Origin of the sequence: Fulvimarina fulva (genome assembly GCF_039652615.1) — a bacterium.
GTDB lineage: Bacteria > Pseudomonadota > Alphaproteobacteria > Rhizobiales > Rhizobiaceae > Fulvimarina.
The window spans coordinates 240952-255903 of record NZ_JBDJAC010000004.1; the positions used below are offsets into that span (position 1 = coordinate 240952).

Sequence of the window (14952 nt, forward strand, 5' to 3'; positions counted from 1 at the left end):
CCCCTTCAGTCTTTGTCGTTTGGCGGCGCTTCGTCCGCAGCGTTCATTCGGATTTCGAGCGGCGCAAAGCGCGCGTCGTAAAAATACGTCTCGCCCTTTTCGACGCGGGCTTTCGGATCGATCCAGCTCGTCAAGCCGAGCGCGCCGGACTCGCCGAGCCGCACGGGCGGCGCCTGATCGGCCTTGAGTCCCAGTTCGACATCGAATTCGAAGCGGTGGCCCATATAGAGGAAGCAGATGTCGGTCAGCCGGTCGCAGAGCTCGCCGCCCGGTAAGAGGCTTTCGTAGCTTTCAAGGGTTTCGGTCTTGAGGCGGATGCGGATTTTCTCGTTGATCGTATAGGCGCGCGAGCCGAGATAGGCATCGTCGCCAATGCGCATGCCGCTGACACCGATGGCGCTGCGTTGGATCTGGTCGAATTCGAGCCAGCTGCCGATCCGCTCGATGATCTCGACATCCGTGTGGAGCAGTCCGCGCAAAAACCGTTGCAGCTTGGTTGCCGTCTTCACCCGCCCATCGGCAAGCCCCGAATAGGGAAGCTTTATCTCATCGGGAATGCTGTCGCGATTCGAGGAAGCCTTGGTGCCGATGCCGAGGAACGATCCGAAATAGTCGACGAATCGATCGTGGTCCGGCCGGTCATGCTGGGTTATCGCCCGGGCATCGGACCAGGCCCTAAAGAAGAACTGGAGAAACCGGTTGGAGAACAGCTCGGTGAAGCGCACGAAGGAAGGATCGCGTCCTCGGCTCCACTCCATGGCATCGACGGAGGTCGTCAGCGGGAGAGCGCCCTGCGGTCCGAAAAAACCCAGGAACCGCGTATTGAGATGAGGAATACCCTCGCGCATCTCGAAGCTCTCGATGGTCGAAAGCGGAAATTCCAGAAAGGGATCCTGACCGAGACTGACCACATCGGCGCGCCTGGTTTCGCTGCGGCCGATACGGGGCTGATCGGGTGTCGCCTTTTCGATCTCCCGGAGGATCGAAAAGAGATCATGAACGGTCGGGTTGGCTTCGAGCTCGTCGCGGCGCGTCATAAGACCGGACCGGTTCCCGAGCGCGGTGGCCAACGCTTCACGAGACCGCGCTGGCGCGACGTGATCACCGTTTCGGTGAAACTGTTGATGCTGGAGTAATCGGCAAAAAAGCGATCGAGGAGCGCGCCAAGAAGCATGATTCCGGTTCCCTCGAAGGCATTCTCGTCGAGTGTGACTGTGATCTCGATTCCGCGGGCCGCGTTAAAGCCGTCGGGCTGGCGAAGGCGCCGCGAAATGGGGCGGCACGCAATGCCGACAATGCCGCGCAGGCGCCGGTCACTGGCAAGATCGTTCATGTCGGAAAAGAGGGCGAGAATCTCCCGAACCGCCCCGGCTGCATCCTTGCCGGAAAACCGGGAAATGCCATGATGGTTGAAGTTCAGGGCGTTGATCAGCCGCCACAATACGGTCCCCATGCTCCGTTCGTGCGGCTTGGACCGCTCCTGTACGACGATCGACTCGCGGGGGCGTGTCGGGCCGGAAATGCAGTCGAGGCTGATAGAGGTATCATCGACGAGATCGAGTTCCGCGCCGGTCGAGCCCATCGGCAGCTGATCTGGCAGATGACGGTTCGTACAGACCGCCCTGACCGACAATTCGCGGGCTCGCTTCGACGAATTGAGATTTGCCGGCTCGCTGTGGATGAGAAACAGATCGCTTCCAAGATATTCCGCGCGCTGGCCGAACCGACGCTCGCGTTCCGTGCGAAGCCGCGGCATCCGGCGGACGCTGTAATAATGGGCCGTTTTGAGTGGCACGGTCTCCGGGGGGGCGGCGTAGAGGGGATAGACCGGCACCTTTTCCTTCTCGCCCGGATAGATCGCCTCCACCTTTGTGACGCGATAAGGCTCGAAATCGATCCAGCGACTGACATCCGGCACCACCTGGTATTCGTGCCGGTCCTGCTTCAGCCGGATGCGGCTGCAGGTCATTTCGAACAGATTGACCGCGGGCGCTGCATTCAGCCGGAACATACCCGCGTCCACCCGCGGCGCGAGCGCCGTGTCGATCTCGTCGAACTCGAAGAGGAAGTCGGCCTGGGGCACGTCGAGGCGCTCCAAAATCCGCTTCAGGCGGGTCAGGCGAAAGCCAAGATAGGCGTTGGGAAATGCAAAGAAGCTGCGCAGCAGCGCAAAGCCGCTCGGCATCCGGTCGTCTTCGCCGAAAATCGGGCTTTCGCCGAAACCGATCTGTTCGATCGAGTGCGGTTCGAGGCGCATGAAGCGAGGATTGCCGAACGGGTCGACATATCGGACCGATATCGCCGTCAGATGGGCGAAAAGCTGCTCGTACAGATTGACCGCATCACCGAAATTACCCCACAAAAAGAACGGTAAATCATCGGTCTTCACACCGCTGAGCGGGGTCTGCCGGTTCTCGTTCGATGTCTTCGCTGTTTTATCGGACGGTGCGTTTGGCGAAGGGCGCCGGGTAATCGTCAGCCGGAGCCCGGCAAGCGTCGTGTCTCTCACTTCGAGACCAAGAGCCTGGAGGGCTGCGGGAGATGTGAGATATTCCGCCGTTTCGACCCGCAACGGCGCGACGAACAGCGGTCGGGACAGCCGGAAATGGCAAGAGACCCGGCGTTCGGACTCCACATAGACGGTATCGACGACACTCCCCTCAGGGAACCGCTTTCCGGGCGTCAGATTGTCGTCGCTGAAATTCGGACGCGCCTCGACGAGGATGGCGGAGGGCGTTGGCGCCAGATAGTCAGGCATCAAGCGCTCAAGCAGCTCTGTCGTGAATGTCGAGAACTCGCTGTCGAGCTTGAGCTGCACGCGGGCGGCCATGAAGGCGCAGCCCTCCAGGAGACCGGCAATGCCGGGGTCGACCTTTTCGCGGGTCAGACCGCCGAGGCGTTCGGCAATTCCTGGAAATTCCTCCGCGAATTCTTCGGCGCGCTCGTAAAGAATCGCCAGTTCTTGCTCGTAGAACCGCAGGAATTCGGCATTCATCTGATGCTACGCCCCTGATTCAGGTGAACCAGACCAGACGCGACATCGACCTCCGCGATGAATTCGATCGGAACATTGTAGGGACGGCATTTCATCATGCCGGCGATTTCGAAGCGGACGCGATGATTGACCTCGTCGTTTGCCCTCTTCTCGATCGACAGGTTCTCCGACGAAAGGCGCGGCTCGAACCGAAGCAGTGTGGAGGTCAGTTCGGTGGCAAGCTTATCGACGGCCCGGTCTTCGCTCGTCATCCGTCCGACATCGTCCAGTCCGTAGTTCAGCACGGATGCGCGGACACGCTTGTAGTCGTCGAGGTTGATGACGGATTGCAGGTTGATGCAGTTGGCGAGGGCCGTCAGATCATTCATGAAATCGGCGCGCAACGTCGCTTCGTCGACGCCGCGCCTGCGCAAAGTTGCTCTGTTCGAAAGGACGCGGGCGCCTTCTTGGCGTTCGTCCACCTTCGTGCGGGCATCCCCTTCTTCGTAGGCGGTTCGAAACGCATACATCAGAGGAATCTGAAAATAGTCTTGCTTTGCCAATACGCTTTTACCCAGCACTGAAGAGCATCGCGGGTCCTCGGTCCGCCGTCGAAGTTTTCGCAAATCACGCGTGACGTCAGCAAGACTGGAGCCCGGTGGCCAGCGCGGAACCGATGAGGCAAGCGAAGGTTGGCTGGGCTAAGACTGCCTCTGAACCGAAAGAGAAGCCACCTTTTGGGAATTTAAGGTCCGCTCTGCTCCCAAATCGCTTGCATCGGACAGGTCCTGGCGGTGTCTCGCATGCAAACGGCCGGGTCGACGAAGCTGCCAGCCCGGCCGTCCTTATTCAGTTCGGGCTTAGCCCGCGACGTTTTCCGCGATTTTCCACTTGAACTTGGGCTTCTTGCCCTCGCCGCCGTTCTCGAGCTGTTCGATATACTGGACTTCGACTTCCGAGAAGTTGAGCGTAACCGTTTCGGTGATGCGATCATCCCCACCAGAGCCGGAACCGCCCGTCTGGTAGGAAGAGACAAACACCTTGTCCATGGTGATGGTGAAGTAGTTGACCGGCTTCTTGCCACCCGACTTCCGCGCGACCATGACCGCTTTCGGGTAGTGAGCGCCGCTGGCGCAGCTGTTCATGAAGGACGGTGATGCCTTGTCGACATACTTCGTCACTGTGATGTCCTGGAAGTTCGCCTTGCCGGCACCGGCGCCGCCGCCGAGGTGATACGTACCGGAATTCGATACGCCCCAGGACCAAGCGAGAACGTCGATCTCTTCCTTGTGTTCGGAGTCGCGCGACTCGCCCTTCACTTCATCGATTTTGAGAAATACATCGACTGCCACTGTCTTAACTCCAAGCTATGTGCAGGTTTTCCTGCGGGGGTGGTGTGGACCGATCAGCCCTTCTGACCGGGAAGCCGAGAAACGAGACTCAATCCGATATCCATGCCTTCCAACTGGAAGTGCGGACGCAGGTAGAACCGAGCGCCATAATAACCCGGATTTTCTTCGTCGGGATATACAGTCACTTTTGCTTCAGCGAGCGGCTGCCGCGCTTTCTGGGCTGGTGTCGATATCTTCGGCGTTGGGTCGACATACTGGTTGATCCAGCTTTGAAGCCAAACCTCCAACTGTTCCTGCTCCATTGTCTCGCCGATCTTATCGCGAACCATACACTTAAGGTAGTGGCCAAAGCGCGACACTGCGAACATATAGGGAAGTCGCGAGGAGATGTTGTCCGACGCAGTGGCTTCCGCATCGTTATATTTCTTAGGCCTGTAGACGGATTGCGCACCGATAAATGCGGCCTTGTCGGTGTTCTTGCGATGGATGAGCGGAAGAAGTCCGGATTTCGAAAGTTCCGCTTCCCGCCGGTCGCTGATCGCGATTTCGGTCGGGCATTTGAGGTCCACGCTTCCATCATCGGTCGGGAAAACGTGTGTGGGAAGATTGATCACTTCACCGCCGGATTGGACACCGCGAATACGGACGGTCCAGCCATATTCCTTGTAGGCCCGGTTGATATTCGTCGCCATCGCGTAGGCGGCGTTCATCCAGGCATATTGCTTGCCGGCATGTTTGTCGGTTTCTTCCTCGAAGTTGAACTCCTCGACAGGTACCGATTTGGCGCCGTAGGGCTCGCGCGCCAGAACGCGTGGCATGCAAAGGCCCAGATATCGCGAGTTCTCCGAGTCACGCAGGGATTTCCATCCGGCATATTCCGGCGTGTCGAAAATCTTCGACAGATCACGCGGATTGGAGAGCTCCGTCCACGTATCCATGTTCATCAGCGAGGGCGCCGCGCCAGCGATGATCGGGCAGTGGGATGCCGCGCCGATCTTGGCGAGATCGCGCATCAGATGGATATCGACCGGCGAATGGTCGAAATAATAATCGCCGACCAGGGCGCCGTAGGGCTGCCCACCAAGCTGCCCGAATTCCGCTTCGTATACTTTCTTGAAAAGCGGGCTCTGGTCCCACTTCGCATCACGATAGTTGCGAAGCTCGCGGAAAAGCTCGTTCTTTGAGACGTTCATGACCTTGATCTTCAAGGTCGAGTCCGTCTCCGAATTGTTCGACAGATATTCGAGTCCGCGCCAGGCGCTTTCGATTTCCTGGAACGTCTCATTGTGGATGATTTCGTTCAGCTGATCGGAGAGCTTCCGGTCGAGCTGGGCGATCATGTCGTCGATTGTGTCGAGGACATCGTCCTTGACGAGATCGGTGTTCTCGAGCGCTTGGCTGACAAGCGTGTTGATCGCCTTGTCGACCTCGTTCTCATGAACTGTCGAACGCGGCTTGAAGGACTGCTTCAGAAGAGCGGCGAACTCGTCGACGTCCTCATAAGTCTCAGATGCACTCTCGCGTTCTTGCAGATCACTCGCCATTCGTATCAGCCTATCGCTTTGATCTCAGTGCCAACCAACGCCCGATTTACTTCGAGCCGTCGTCTTCGTTTGCGTCCGCTTCGCCGGCTTCGATCGACTTCTGACGCCGTTCCTTCAGCGCAGTCATCATCTTGGGGTCCGCGAGAAGCTTGCGAAGCTGGCCTTCGGCAGCAACGCGTCCGTCCATGTAACGCTGCAGATTGGCCAATTGCTCACGGGCTTCCAAAAGCTCCCTGAGCGGCTTGACCTGACGGGCGACCGCCGCCGGGCTGAAATCGGACAATGTCTTGAAGGTGAGTTCGACGCCCAGCTGCTCACCTTCGGTGTCCGAAAGCTTGTTGGCGCAGCGAAACCTCACCGCAGGCTCGACGCTCGTCATATACGCGTCGAAATTGTCCATATCGACGCCCGTGAAGTTCCGCTCCGCCACGGGTGGCTTCTCAACCTTGGAGGCATTGCCGGACAAGTCAGACATCACGCCCATCACAAAGGGCAATTCCACCTGTTTCTCGGCGTTATAAGGGTCTTCGTAGGAAATCTGTACGCGCGGTGGCCGGTTGCGCTTGATAAACTTCTGACCTGAATCCTGCGACATCGACCCACCTCTTCCGCATATCTTTCCTCAGGGGTACTCACGGGCTTCACCCCTGTCAATGCGATTCGACGTGGAATGAGGTGTCATCTATGCGTCATAAATTTGACTTAAGGTTGATGGTGATGATGCTTGGTTCTCCTGGCTCTATGGTATAATTAGTAAATATACGATAATACCTTGGTGTATATGAGCGAGTGAGCCGCTGAGCGACGATATGTTAACAATAATTCGATTCGTTTCTATAACGTGCGGGCTTGTGACGTAGGGGAATGGGCGCTGCTATTTGCTGCGGGCCATTGTTGGAGTGTTCGGCGTGCGATAGCCTATTGATCGGCGATCAGTCTTTTCGCCCGTTTTTGCCACTCAAAACAGTGCGCCATTCTCCTTCACGATTGTTTGCATGGCCGACTTATAGTCCTCGAAGTCCGTATCGGTTCGCGTGACGGTTTTTTGCGCTACAACCGGTTCTGAACCGGAGGGCGCTGCGGCCGCGACCTGGCTTGCCTTGGCCCCATGCATCTTTCGTTCCGCCCAGTCGATGACATAGCCCACGGAACGTCCCCTGAGAAACGGATTGGCCGCGATCACCTGATACCCAAGGACATCGACAAGTGGACGACTACTGTCGGCCGACAACACGATATGGGCACCATCCATTCCGAGGAAGTGACAGAGATACAGCCTTCCGGCGGTGATTCCGTGTCCGCGCGCCTTCAGATAGGCCTCGCCCTCGAGCGCGAGATTCTGCACCATCTCACGCGAGATCGTCGGATCATAGCGAAGGGCGAGCAGATCGTCGCGTGAAAGCGACCGGGCGAGATCGGGGCGATATGTTCGCATCATCCGCAGCCAGGTGGACTGGATGAACTGTCCAAGGCCGGTGGCCGTCGAGAGGGGGTTCTTGGCGCGGGCATTGCCGGCGCTCTCCACCCGGATGATCTTGTTCACTAGCATGCTGACGGCGCCGCGCTCGTCGCCGACACTGGCGTATTGCGTCGTGGGAGCGCCCGGCGCTGAGCCCGGCGCCAGCGGATCGACCGCCTTGTCCGCGATGTAGAGTTCGAAGTGAAGGTGCGGGCCGGTCGACAGCCCGGTCGTGCCGACATAGCCGATTACGTCACCGGCCTGAACGTGGGTTCCGACCTTTGCCTTTTCACCGAACCGGCTGAGGTGGGCATAGCGTGTCGCCCGGCCGGCCTCATGATCGATCTTGACGAGATTGCCGTAGCCCTTGCCGTCGCCGGCATAGGAAACCGTGCCGTCGAAAGCGGCAAAAACCGGCGTTCCGGTCGGCGCGGCCCAGTCGACGCCCTTGTGAATTCGGACCGTCTCGAGGATCGGATGCTTTCGCGGCCCGAAAGTGGAGGTCATGACACCCTTGACCGGCGTGACCATGCCATTGACATGTGCTCCCACCGTGACGCTGACCTGATCGGTGATCTCGCTCTCCGTCAGGCAGTCGAAATCGCGCTTGTTGGGGGCACGATAGACGAAGCATTCGATCGTTGCCTCTGCTCGACGGATCGCGGCATAGAGGACCCGCCCGCTGGTGCCGCCGGTGCTGTCGCGCGGCGCATCGCTGTAGATCAGGACGAAGCGATCCTTGGGCGATGCGAAGCCGCTGAGATCCTCCCCGCGCGCAAGCAACATCATAGCTTCTCCGACGACGCCTGAGGGCACGCCGTTTCGCATCGCGGTGCTATAGACCGCGTCCAGCAGGCGATATTGTTTCGCCGGACCCTCCTTTTGGGAGAGAGCGAACAGGTCCTTCTGAACCCAAGGGTCGGCACCCTCGACGAAATTGCCGTCATCGCTTCGGGCGAGCGTGCCGATATAGTCGCGCGCCTTGTAGATCGAGATCTGCCCGACCGACCACCGCGCAGACTGCCCGTTGAGGCGAAGGCCACGGACCGCGACGATCATCCCGGCCTCGAGCTCGTTGATCCCGAATAGCTGTTTCGCTGCCTTCTCGGCATGTTCGGCTTCGCCGTCGTCGAAGCCATCTTCCGACAAGAGGTTTTCGAGGCTTCGCTTCGCGAGCACCGAGACGAACATATCTTGCTGGACCGGTGCGCGCTGGTAGTCAGGCCGGAGCAAGGCCACGCTCGTCGTATTCTCGATCGTGGTACGCTCGAATTTGGGAAGTGCTTCTTCCCCATTGGAGATGGTTTCGCCCCAGCCTGCGGTTTCCGCGTCGGCTTCGATATCGAGCGAAATCTCCGAGACGCCCACCGGCATCGGCTCGCTATCAGGTAGATAGGGAAGCGGATCATCGGCGGTCACCGTTTGCTGGGCCCGAAAGAACGCAAATTCTTCCTGGGTCGATGGCAGATTGGCCATGAAGCGCTCGCTCGAAGACACCATGGTATCGGAAAGAAGATAGACCTTTCCTTCCGGGACGAACTTGCCGAGGTCTTCAGGCCGTTCGACCGGGCGCGCCCGAGCCGATGCCTCGCCTCCCTGTTCGAGTGTTATGCGAAGGGGATCGCCCATCAGGTCGAGTGCCTTTGGTCTGACGCTTGGCGCAGGCTGCTCGGCATCCGGAAGCGCGATCTCGACAGGCGTCAACTCTTCGTCGAGATCGGTTTCAGCCTGGGCGATCGGGGGTTGCGAAGGTGTCGGTTCGCCTCCTGCCAGGTAGACGATACCAGCACCGACGACCGCAATGACGCACAGGCCCGCCAAACAGATGCGAACGATCTGGCGTCGACGGCGATCGCGCCGACGCTTCTGCTTCGTCTCGCGAAAGGAGGGGTCAAGAACGTGCATGAAGACGACCCGCCGGTCAGGAGCTTGGCGGGCTTATTGGTTGCAGGTGAGTCCAGCATCCGCTGTCACGAGGGCGCGTGATCCAGCGCTCGTCTTCCTGAAGCGCCAGACGGTAACTGCACGTCATCGGAAGGCTCCACGCAGCATTCTTCCACGGCTGAAGCCGCTGCTCGAAGACGTTTGACGGCGCGGCGCTGCCTGCCGGACTTTCGGGGCAGGACGTGTCTGAACGGTACGACGGGCCGGGGCCGCGCGCTTCTTGACCGCCGGCTTCGTGGCGGCCGGCTTCCTTGTCGTCGTCCGTTTCTTTGCGGCGGGCTTCGGGCTCGCATTCTTCTTCACGCTCGGCGTCGATTTGCGCTGCGTCTTAGCGGCTGGCGTCGGATCGGCCTTCGGCGCGACACGCGTCACCTTGCATACAACCTCTTCTTCCTGCCGAAGATTGGAGAGAAGTGTCGGATTGGGTCGCGAGTCTTCGGGCTCCATCTTCTTGTTGGCATAATAGCGAAGCAGCGCCCGAGCGGAATTCGCCCCCCAAAGGTTGTCGACCGTGCTGCGATAACAGCCAAGGCGAGCCAACTCGGCCTGAACCGCACGTGGCAGCTGATCTTCCTCGACACCGAGAGATTCGGCCGTGATCTCCCCGGAATCATCCTCTCCTGCCGTATCTGGGATTTGGGGGAGGAGAGCTGGGTCTATATCGTTTGGCGTAAGGGCCGCGACCTGGATTTCACCCTCGCGTTTCGGAAGTTCCTTGCCGACGATGACTTCCGCTGCCAGATTGGCAGGAACGAGACGATCGATCTCGACACCGGTTTGGGTTTCTTTCGAGCCCGCCAGGTGTTCCACGGCAGCATAAGGCTTGTTCACGTTCTCGGCGGCGCTGATTGCGCCTCGTGTCGCCGATGCTGGTTCGGCGGACCGCAATTCGATTGTTCGTGTCTGGCTCTTGGGTCGCTCGCTTGCTCCATCCAAGCTTATACGTTCTGGCGCATCGCGCGGCGAGAGGACCGCTACATCGTATTCGCGGCTTTCCTCCGTGCTCGCGCCGGGGGCGTTCGGAGACAAGTCCCGAACGACCTCAATGCTGATCTGCGGTATGATCGGCTTTTCGGCCACCGAACCATTCGCGATGTCTTGCACGTCATCTGCGATAGCTCCATCGGGCGGCTCTTCGGCAGAAGCGGTCTCGATTGCCGTTTCGGACACGGTTGGGGAGTGAGCATTTGTGCCCGCAGCCTCGGAATTGAGGGTGTCTTCCAAAGGCGACGTGCCGGCGGTGTCCGAAAGCGGCTCTGGCGGCGTGACGACAGAGATCTGGATGCTCGGCTGGATCGATGCGATCTCGACGGTCTCTTCTTCATCAGGCGCGAGCGAAATTCCGAACCGCTCCTCGAACTTGGCGCGCAGGTCGGGCGGCAGGGCAGCCAGCATTTCCCGATCTTCGTCAGTCAGGCCGGATCCGGCTTCGTTCTCTGGAACGAAGTAGAACTGCGAGCGAAGCGAGGACTGATCCCACGGGGTCTGCTGATAGAGCGTGTTCTCCTGCACATCGTTTCGCACCTGGATCATCAGGTCCGAGATGCTCAGGCCCGGCTCGGTGACGTTGTCGACGAATGCGCGCGTGAAGGGGCTGTTGTCTCCCGACCCGTCCCGCGTGACATTTCCCGGCTGGGTGGCGAAAGCCACAAAGGTGCCGTTGCCGGTTTCCACCTGCGAAAGACCTTCGCCGGTTTGTCCGCGCAGGCTCGCGGGAAGCGGATTGTTGCGGCAGGCATCCAGGAAGATGAGCGTCTGGCGACGACGGTCTTCAAGCTTTGCAATGATTTCGTTGAGGCTCAGCGTCTGGGTCTCGATGCTGTTCTGTTCCGTCAAGACTGCATCGCTCGGTACGAGGTAGTTCACCCCGCCGAACTGAAAACCGTGGCCGGCATAGTAGAACAAGGCGGCATCCGCGCCGTCGGCTTTCTGCTTGAATGCATCGATCGTGTTAAGCATGTGCCGCCGATCGGAATTCTGCAGCAGCGTCACGTCGAAACCAATCTGCTCCAGGGTTCCGGCGACGGTTTCGGCGTCGCTCGCAGCATTTTCCAGGGAGTAGATCGACTCGTATTCCGAAATGCCCACGACAAGAGCGACGCGCCGATCATCGTCGGCAAGCGCAGAATCGGGACGTGACAGAACGAGCGCAGCGAGCGCAATTAAAACGAGCAAGATGTATCGTTCGATCTTGATCACGAGATCGTCGATCCGATCCAATGGGCGGTCCAATTCTGCATCGCTGATGCTAAACCCTACGTGAGGTAAAATCCACCCCTCTCTGGGTTTCTACTTGCCTTATCGGTCGGTATTCGTCCGTTCCGGAGGTATTGCCGCTGTCAGCTGACTTTAGCGATTTTGTGGCGTGAGAAAGAGTGTCCACCGGGCCATGGTTTGAGTGTCGACCTCGATGAAGCCGGCCGTGGAGAATCCGCGCACGAAGCAATCCTCCGTTCCGCGTATCGTAAAGCGCCGTTGCGCGATGCACATCTGTGTCGATCCATAGGTCACGGGCTGATCGAATACGTCGTTGGCGTAGACATAGATATAGCGGCTCGTCAGTTGCTCTCTGATCACAGTCGAGCATTGATTGGCGCCGATCGTCCACCAGCCTTCGGATTGGAAGTCGCTGTCCACCTCGCGGCCGATGGAGACGTTCACGACGTCGAGCGACTGATTGCAGACCGCGAACTGCGCTCGGGCCTGATCAATCGCGAGGCCGAGGAACACCAGCAGCGCCAGTGCCTTGCGCCGGTGCGGCCATCTTCGCTTGCCAGCGATGTCGAACGATCTTCCAGAGTCCATCAAGGCCTTCGTCGTCGGCGCGTGTTGCGGCTCGTTTACCGCTATCTGTTGTATCGACAACTTTATTTGCGGTTACGGTACCAAGCTGATATGTCGATACGTAAACGGCAGGGAGCAGTGCGATGAAAACACTGGTTGTGGCGACTTCCGTAGCGCTCGCGACAATTTCGGTTACGGTCGCGATTGCTGCTCGCTCGAATGTGACTTTCTCGGCTTCCACCGTCAAGAATGTTGTCGCTGCTGCGGGCGATGCCTCGGCTGATCTCGATGATGACGCGGTGAGGTCTTTCTCTGCGGCAGCGCTTGGCGCCAATGACGGCGCAGCCGATCGGTCGGTCGATAGCGTGATCGACGGTCTGAAGCAGACGGCTATGGTCGCGCCACATGCAAACCCCTCCGCCAGACACGCTCTCGGAGATCGGCCGGAAGTTCAGGCCCCCTCGCTCGATTCAGCACTGGTGCCGCTTCCATCGCGGCGTCCGTCTCAAGCGATCGCTTCAAGAAACACCGCTCCGGCGGTCGGTCTTGGCAGAACTGCTGAAGGGGGTGAACCGGTCCGGCAGGCCGCGGCGATCCCGGCGAGACCCCGTAACATGACGCAAAGTACTGCAACCCGGCAATCCGTGAAGCGAGCCGAACGCCAGAACGTTGCGTTTATCCGAGGCCGCGAACCCGGCTCCTCACAATTCAGGACACGCGTTCGAAGAGCTTTCGTCCTCGGCTCGTTTCGGTAAGTCCCGGCGGTTTTCGACCTTCCAGTTCACATCTCCTGCAATGCCGGCTGTATAGCAGGGAGCCGGAGTTTTTGGATGGCCGTCCGTTTTATCGCCGGTCGCACCGGCTCGGCATCTTCAGCCCCTTACGTGGACGGTTGACCGAATCCGAAGGCCGGGTCAGACTGCCTTATCACGATCGTCGGATCGGCCGATCGATCATGATTGGAGAGGACATGCAGGACATGATCAGGCGCGCCGTCACCGGGGCTGTCGTCGCCTTCGGTTTGATTGGGTCGATCCTTGGCATCGCTTGCGCCCAACAAGCCGAGAGCCCTTCATCCAATACCGCTGGTGAAAACGCCGCGCCCTCGGGTGGGATCGAGCTCGAACTGAACAACGCGACGGACGCGGACGGTGCATGCCGAATTTCCTATCTTGCATCCAATAAGACGCAGCAGGCCTTCGAACGCATTGCTTACGACTTCGTCGTGTTCGACGAGGAAAGTCGCGTGTCGAGACTGCTGGTTCTCGATTTCGGCCAGCTTCCGGTCGGCAAGACCAAGGTGGTCCAGTTCGATCTGAGCGACCAGCAATGCAGTGAGATCTCGCGTCTGCTCATCAACGATGTGTCGGAGTGCTCCATCGCGGGAGGAGATTCAGCGCTTTGCCTTCAGGGGCTGAAGACGAGCACCCGAACCGACATCGTGTTCGGGCTCTGAGGACGGAGACGATAGATGTCGGGCGGGCTCTTCGATCAGATCGGGTCGGTTGGCGGGTTGGTCCTGCTCGCTCTGGCAATTCTATCCATCGTCGGCCTGACGATCAGTCTCTTCAAGTACTTTCAGTTCATGCAACTGGGTGTGGGCCAGAGCAAGGAGGCGACGCGCATCCTCGAAGCCTATGCTTCGCGTAATCGTGAGGCGACGGGCGCGCTTGCAGGGAGCGCAAAGACCCTTCGCGGCCATGTGGTCGGTGCGGTGATCGAGGGGCTCAGCTTGCGCTCCCAGAGCGATACTTTTGCCCGGGAGAGAGGATATCAGGCAAGCACGGCGGCGATCGAACAGCTCAACAGGCATATGCGCCTTCTCGAGGCTATCGTTCAGTCGGCTCCGATGCTGGGGCTTCTCGGCACGGTCCTCGGCATGATCGACGTCTTCGAGGGGCTTGCCTCGAGTGGCGGGGCGGTGGACCCGTCCAACCTTGCCGAAGGCATATGGACGGCATTGATGACGACGGCCGCGGGGCTTGTCGTGGCAATTCCGTTTTATTTCATCACCGTTCTCCTTGAGCAGCGGATCGATCAGGAGCGATCGGCCTATGAGATCCTGATCTCACAAGGACTATGCAGCCGAACAGGCCGATTTGAGCGGGATATGGCGGCTGACGATCGCTCATCTGCCGCCAAACGCTCGCCCGGGCAGATGCCTGTCATGCCAGGAGCCTAATGCATGATGCGGAGATGTTGCATGACTTTTCGGATCAAATCATGCGGCAAGACAAAGGCCTAGAGCGGCATTCCGGCTCGTGCCTGATCGTATTTCGCTCTAGCGACGCGATCGAACTCGGTTAAAGGACACGCCACAATTGATGGGCGCGAGATGATCAGCATCGGGAAGTCGGCCGGTATGGGTGGGCTGGATGGTCGCCGAACCAGGTCCGCCCTGTTGGAGCTGGACGCGTGACAGGTCCGGCAAGACGCCTTCCGCAGCGCCGCCGGCTTCGCGGCTTTCTGTTGACGCCCCTGATCGACGTCATCTTTCTCCTGCTCGTTTTTTTCATGGTGTGTTCGCAGGTTGCTCCCTATTCCCTTGTTGAACTCGCGAGCAGCGCACAGGCTGGCGGAGCTGCCTCGGCAGCGCCCACCGAGGCGGAGCCAAGCGAGCGCCCGGATAGCGCGGATGGGACCGAGATCGTGCTCATACTCTCGCGCGGCCATATCAGGGCCGGCGCATCCACGATCACGCTCGCACAACTCCCCGAAGCGCTCGCCGTCATGAAGGAGGAAGGCGTGCGCGATGCGCTTCTTCTCACGAACCGGTCGGCGACGGTTCAGGATGTCGCGACCGCGCTGGAAGCATTCCGCGCGAGTGGTCTCGATCGTGTGCGCTTCGCCGCGCCGCAGCGCTCCCCAACCTCCGGTACCAGGGGAGGGTAGTCA

12 protein-coding genes are annotated in these 14952 nt (G+C 59.4%); 3 read left to right on the plus strand and 9 right to left on the minus strand.

The window, feature by feature from the left end:
• Positions 1 to 5 precede the first annotated feature (5 nt).
• The 9 genes from tssG to ABDX79_RS08210 all read right to left on the minus strand — a co-directional run bounded on the left by tssG (position 6) and on the right by ABDX79_RS08210 (position 12078).
• The gene (gene tssG, locus ABDX79_RS08170; RefSeq protein WP_346219781.1) at positions 6 to 1037 is read right to left on the minus strand and encodes a type VI secretion system baseplate subunit TssG; all 1032 of its coding nucleotides are present in this window, start codon (positions 1035 to 1037) and stop codon (positions 6 to 8) included.
• Entirely contained in the window at positions 1034 to 2995 is a 1962-nt protein-coding gene (gene tssF / locus ABDX79_RS08175; RefSeq protein WP_346219782.1) for a type VI secretion system baseplate subunit TssF, read from the minus strand. Before tssF ends, tssG begins: the two co-directional genes overlap by 4 nt.
• Positions 2992 to 3504: a type VI secretion system baseplate subunit TssE gene (locus ABDX79_RS08180; protein ID WP_346219783.1), complete on the minus strand. Its 513-nt coding sequence runs from the start codon at positions 3502 to 3504 to the stop codon at positions 2992 to 2994. Before ABDX79_RS08180 ends, tssF begins: the two co-directional genes overlap by 4 nt.
• 330 nt (positions 3505 to 3834) lie before the next feature.
• Complete coding sequence (locus ABDX79_RS08185) at positions 3835 to 4326, minus strand: Hcp family type VI secretion system effector (RefSeq protein ID WP_346219784.1); 492 nt, start codon at positions 4324 to 4326, stop codon at positions 3835 to 3837.
• A gap of 53 nt (positions 4327 to 4379) precedes the next feature.
• Positions 4380 to 5870 (minus strand): type VI secretion system contractile sheath large subunit, encoded by a 1491-nt coding sequence (gene tssC / locus ABDX79_RS08190; RefSeq protein ID WP_346219785.1) that lies wholly within the window; start codon positions 5868 to 5870, stop codon positions 4380 to 4382.
• A 46-nt stretch (positions 5871 to 5916) separates the two neighbouring features.
• Positions 5917 to 6465, minus strand: a complete 549-nt coding sequence (gene tssB, locus ABDX79_RS08195; protein WP_346219786.1) for a type VI secretion system contractile sheath small subunit — start codon at positions 6463 to 6465, stop codon at positions 5917 to 5919.
• Positions 6466 to 6828: 363 nt separating this feature from the next.
• Entirely contained in the window at positions 6829 to 9234 is a 2406-nt protein-coding gene (locus ABDX79_RS08200) for a M23 family metallopeptidase (RefSeq protein WP_346219787.1), read from the minus strand.
• A gap of 123 nt (positions 9235 to 9357) precedes the next feature.
• Positions 9358 to 11505 carry a caspase family protein gene (locus tag ABDX79_RS08205; protein WP_346219788.1) on the minus strand — a complete coding sequence of 716 codons (2148 nt, stop codon included), beginning with the start codon at positions 11503 to 11505 and terminating at the stop codon, positions 9358 to 9360.
• Between the two features lie 117 nt (positions 11506 to 11622).
• Complete coding sequence (locus tag ABDX79_RS08210; protein WP_346219789.1) at positions 11623 to 12078, minus strand: DUF1036 domain-containing protein; 456 nt, start codon at positions 12076 to 12078, stop codon at positions 11623 to 11625.
• A 949-nt stretch (positions 12079 to 13027) separates the two neighbouring features.
• On the opposite strand from ABDX79_RS08210, the gene ABDX79_RS08215 reads away from it, so the two are divergent.
• From ABDX79_RS08215 to ABDX79_RS08225, 3 genes are all read left to right on the plus strand, one after another.
• Positions 13028 to 13513: a hypothetical protein gene (locus ABDX79_RS08215; protein WP_346219790.1), complete on the plus strand. Its 486-nt coding sequence runs from the start codon at positions 13028 to 13030 to the stop codon at positions 13511 to 13513.
• Positions 13514 to 13528: 15 nt separating this feature from the next.
• Positions 13529 to 14239 (plus strand): MotA/TolQ/ExbB proton channel family protein, encoded by a 711-nt coding sequence (locus ABDX79_RS08220; RefSeq protein ID WP_346219791.1) that lies wholly within the window; start codon positions 13529 to 13531, stop codon positions 14237 to 14239.
• A 233-nt stretch (positions 14240 to 14472) separates the two neighbouring features.
• The gene (locus ABDX79_RS08225; protein WP_346219792.1) at positions 14473 to 14949 is read left to right on the plus strand and encodes an ExbD/TolR family protein; all 477 of its coding nucleotides are present in this window, start codon (positions 14473 to 14475) and stop codon (positions 14947 to 14949) included.
• The last annotated feature ends 3 nt before the right edge of the window (positions 14950 to 14952 follow it).

Excerpts from the sequence above, each read along its gene's own strand:
- tssG (WP_346219781.1), bottom strand. The coding sequence starts at position 1,037 with ATGACGCGCCGCGACGAGCTCGAAGCCAACCCGACCGTTCATGATCTC.
- tssF (WP_346219782.1), bottom strand. The coding sequence starts at position 2,995 with ATGAATGCCGAATTCCTGCGGTTCTACGAGCAAGAACTGGCGATTCTT.
- ABDX79_RS08180 (WP_346219783.1), bottom strand. The coding sequence starts at position 3,504 with ATGTATGCGTTTCGAACCGCCTACGAAGAAGGGGATGCCCGCACGAAG.
- tssC (WP_346219785.1), bottom strand. The coding sequence starts at position 5,870 with ATGGCGAGTGATCTGCAAGAACGCGAGAGTGCATCTGAGACTTATGAG.
- tssB (WP_346219786.1), bottom strand. The coding sequence starts at position 6,465 with ATGTCGCAGGATTCAGGTCAGAAGTTTATCAAGCGCAACCGGCCACCG.
- ABDX79_RS08200 (WP_346219787.1), bottom strand. The coding sequence starts at position 9,234 with ATGCACGTTCTTGACCCCTCCTTTCGCGAGACGAAGCAGAAGCGTCGG.
- ABDX79_RS08210 (WP_346219789.1), bottom strand. The coding sequence starts at position 12,078 with ATGGACTCTGGAAGATCGTTCGACATCGCTGGCAAGCGAAGATGGCCG.
- ABDX79_RS08215 (WP_346219790.1), top strand. The coding sequence starts at position 13,028 with ATGCAGGACATGATCAGGCGCGCCGTCACCGGGGCTGTCGTCGCCTTC.
- ABDX79_RS08220 (WP_346219791.1), top strand. The coding sequence starts at position 13,529 with ATGTCGGGCGGGCTCTTCGATCAGATCGGGTCGGTTGGCGGGTTGGTC.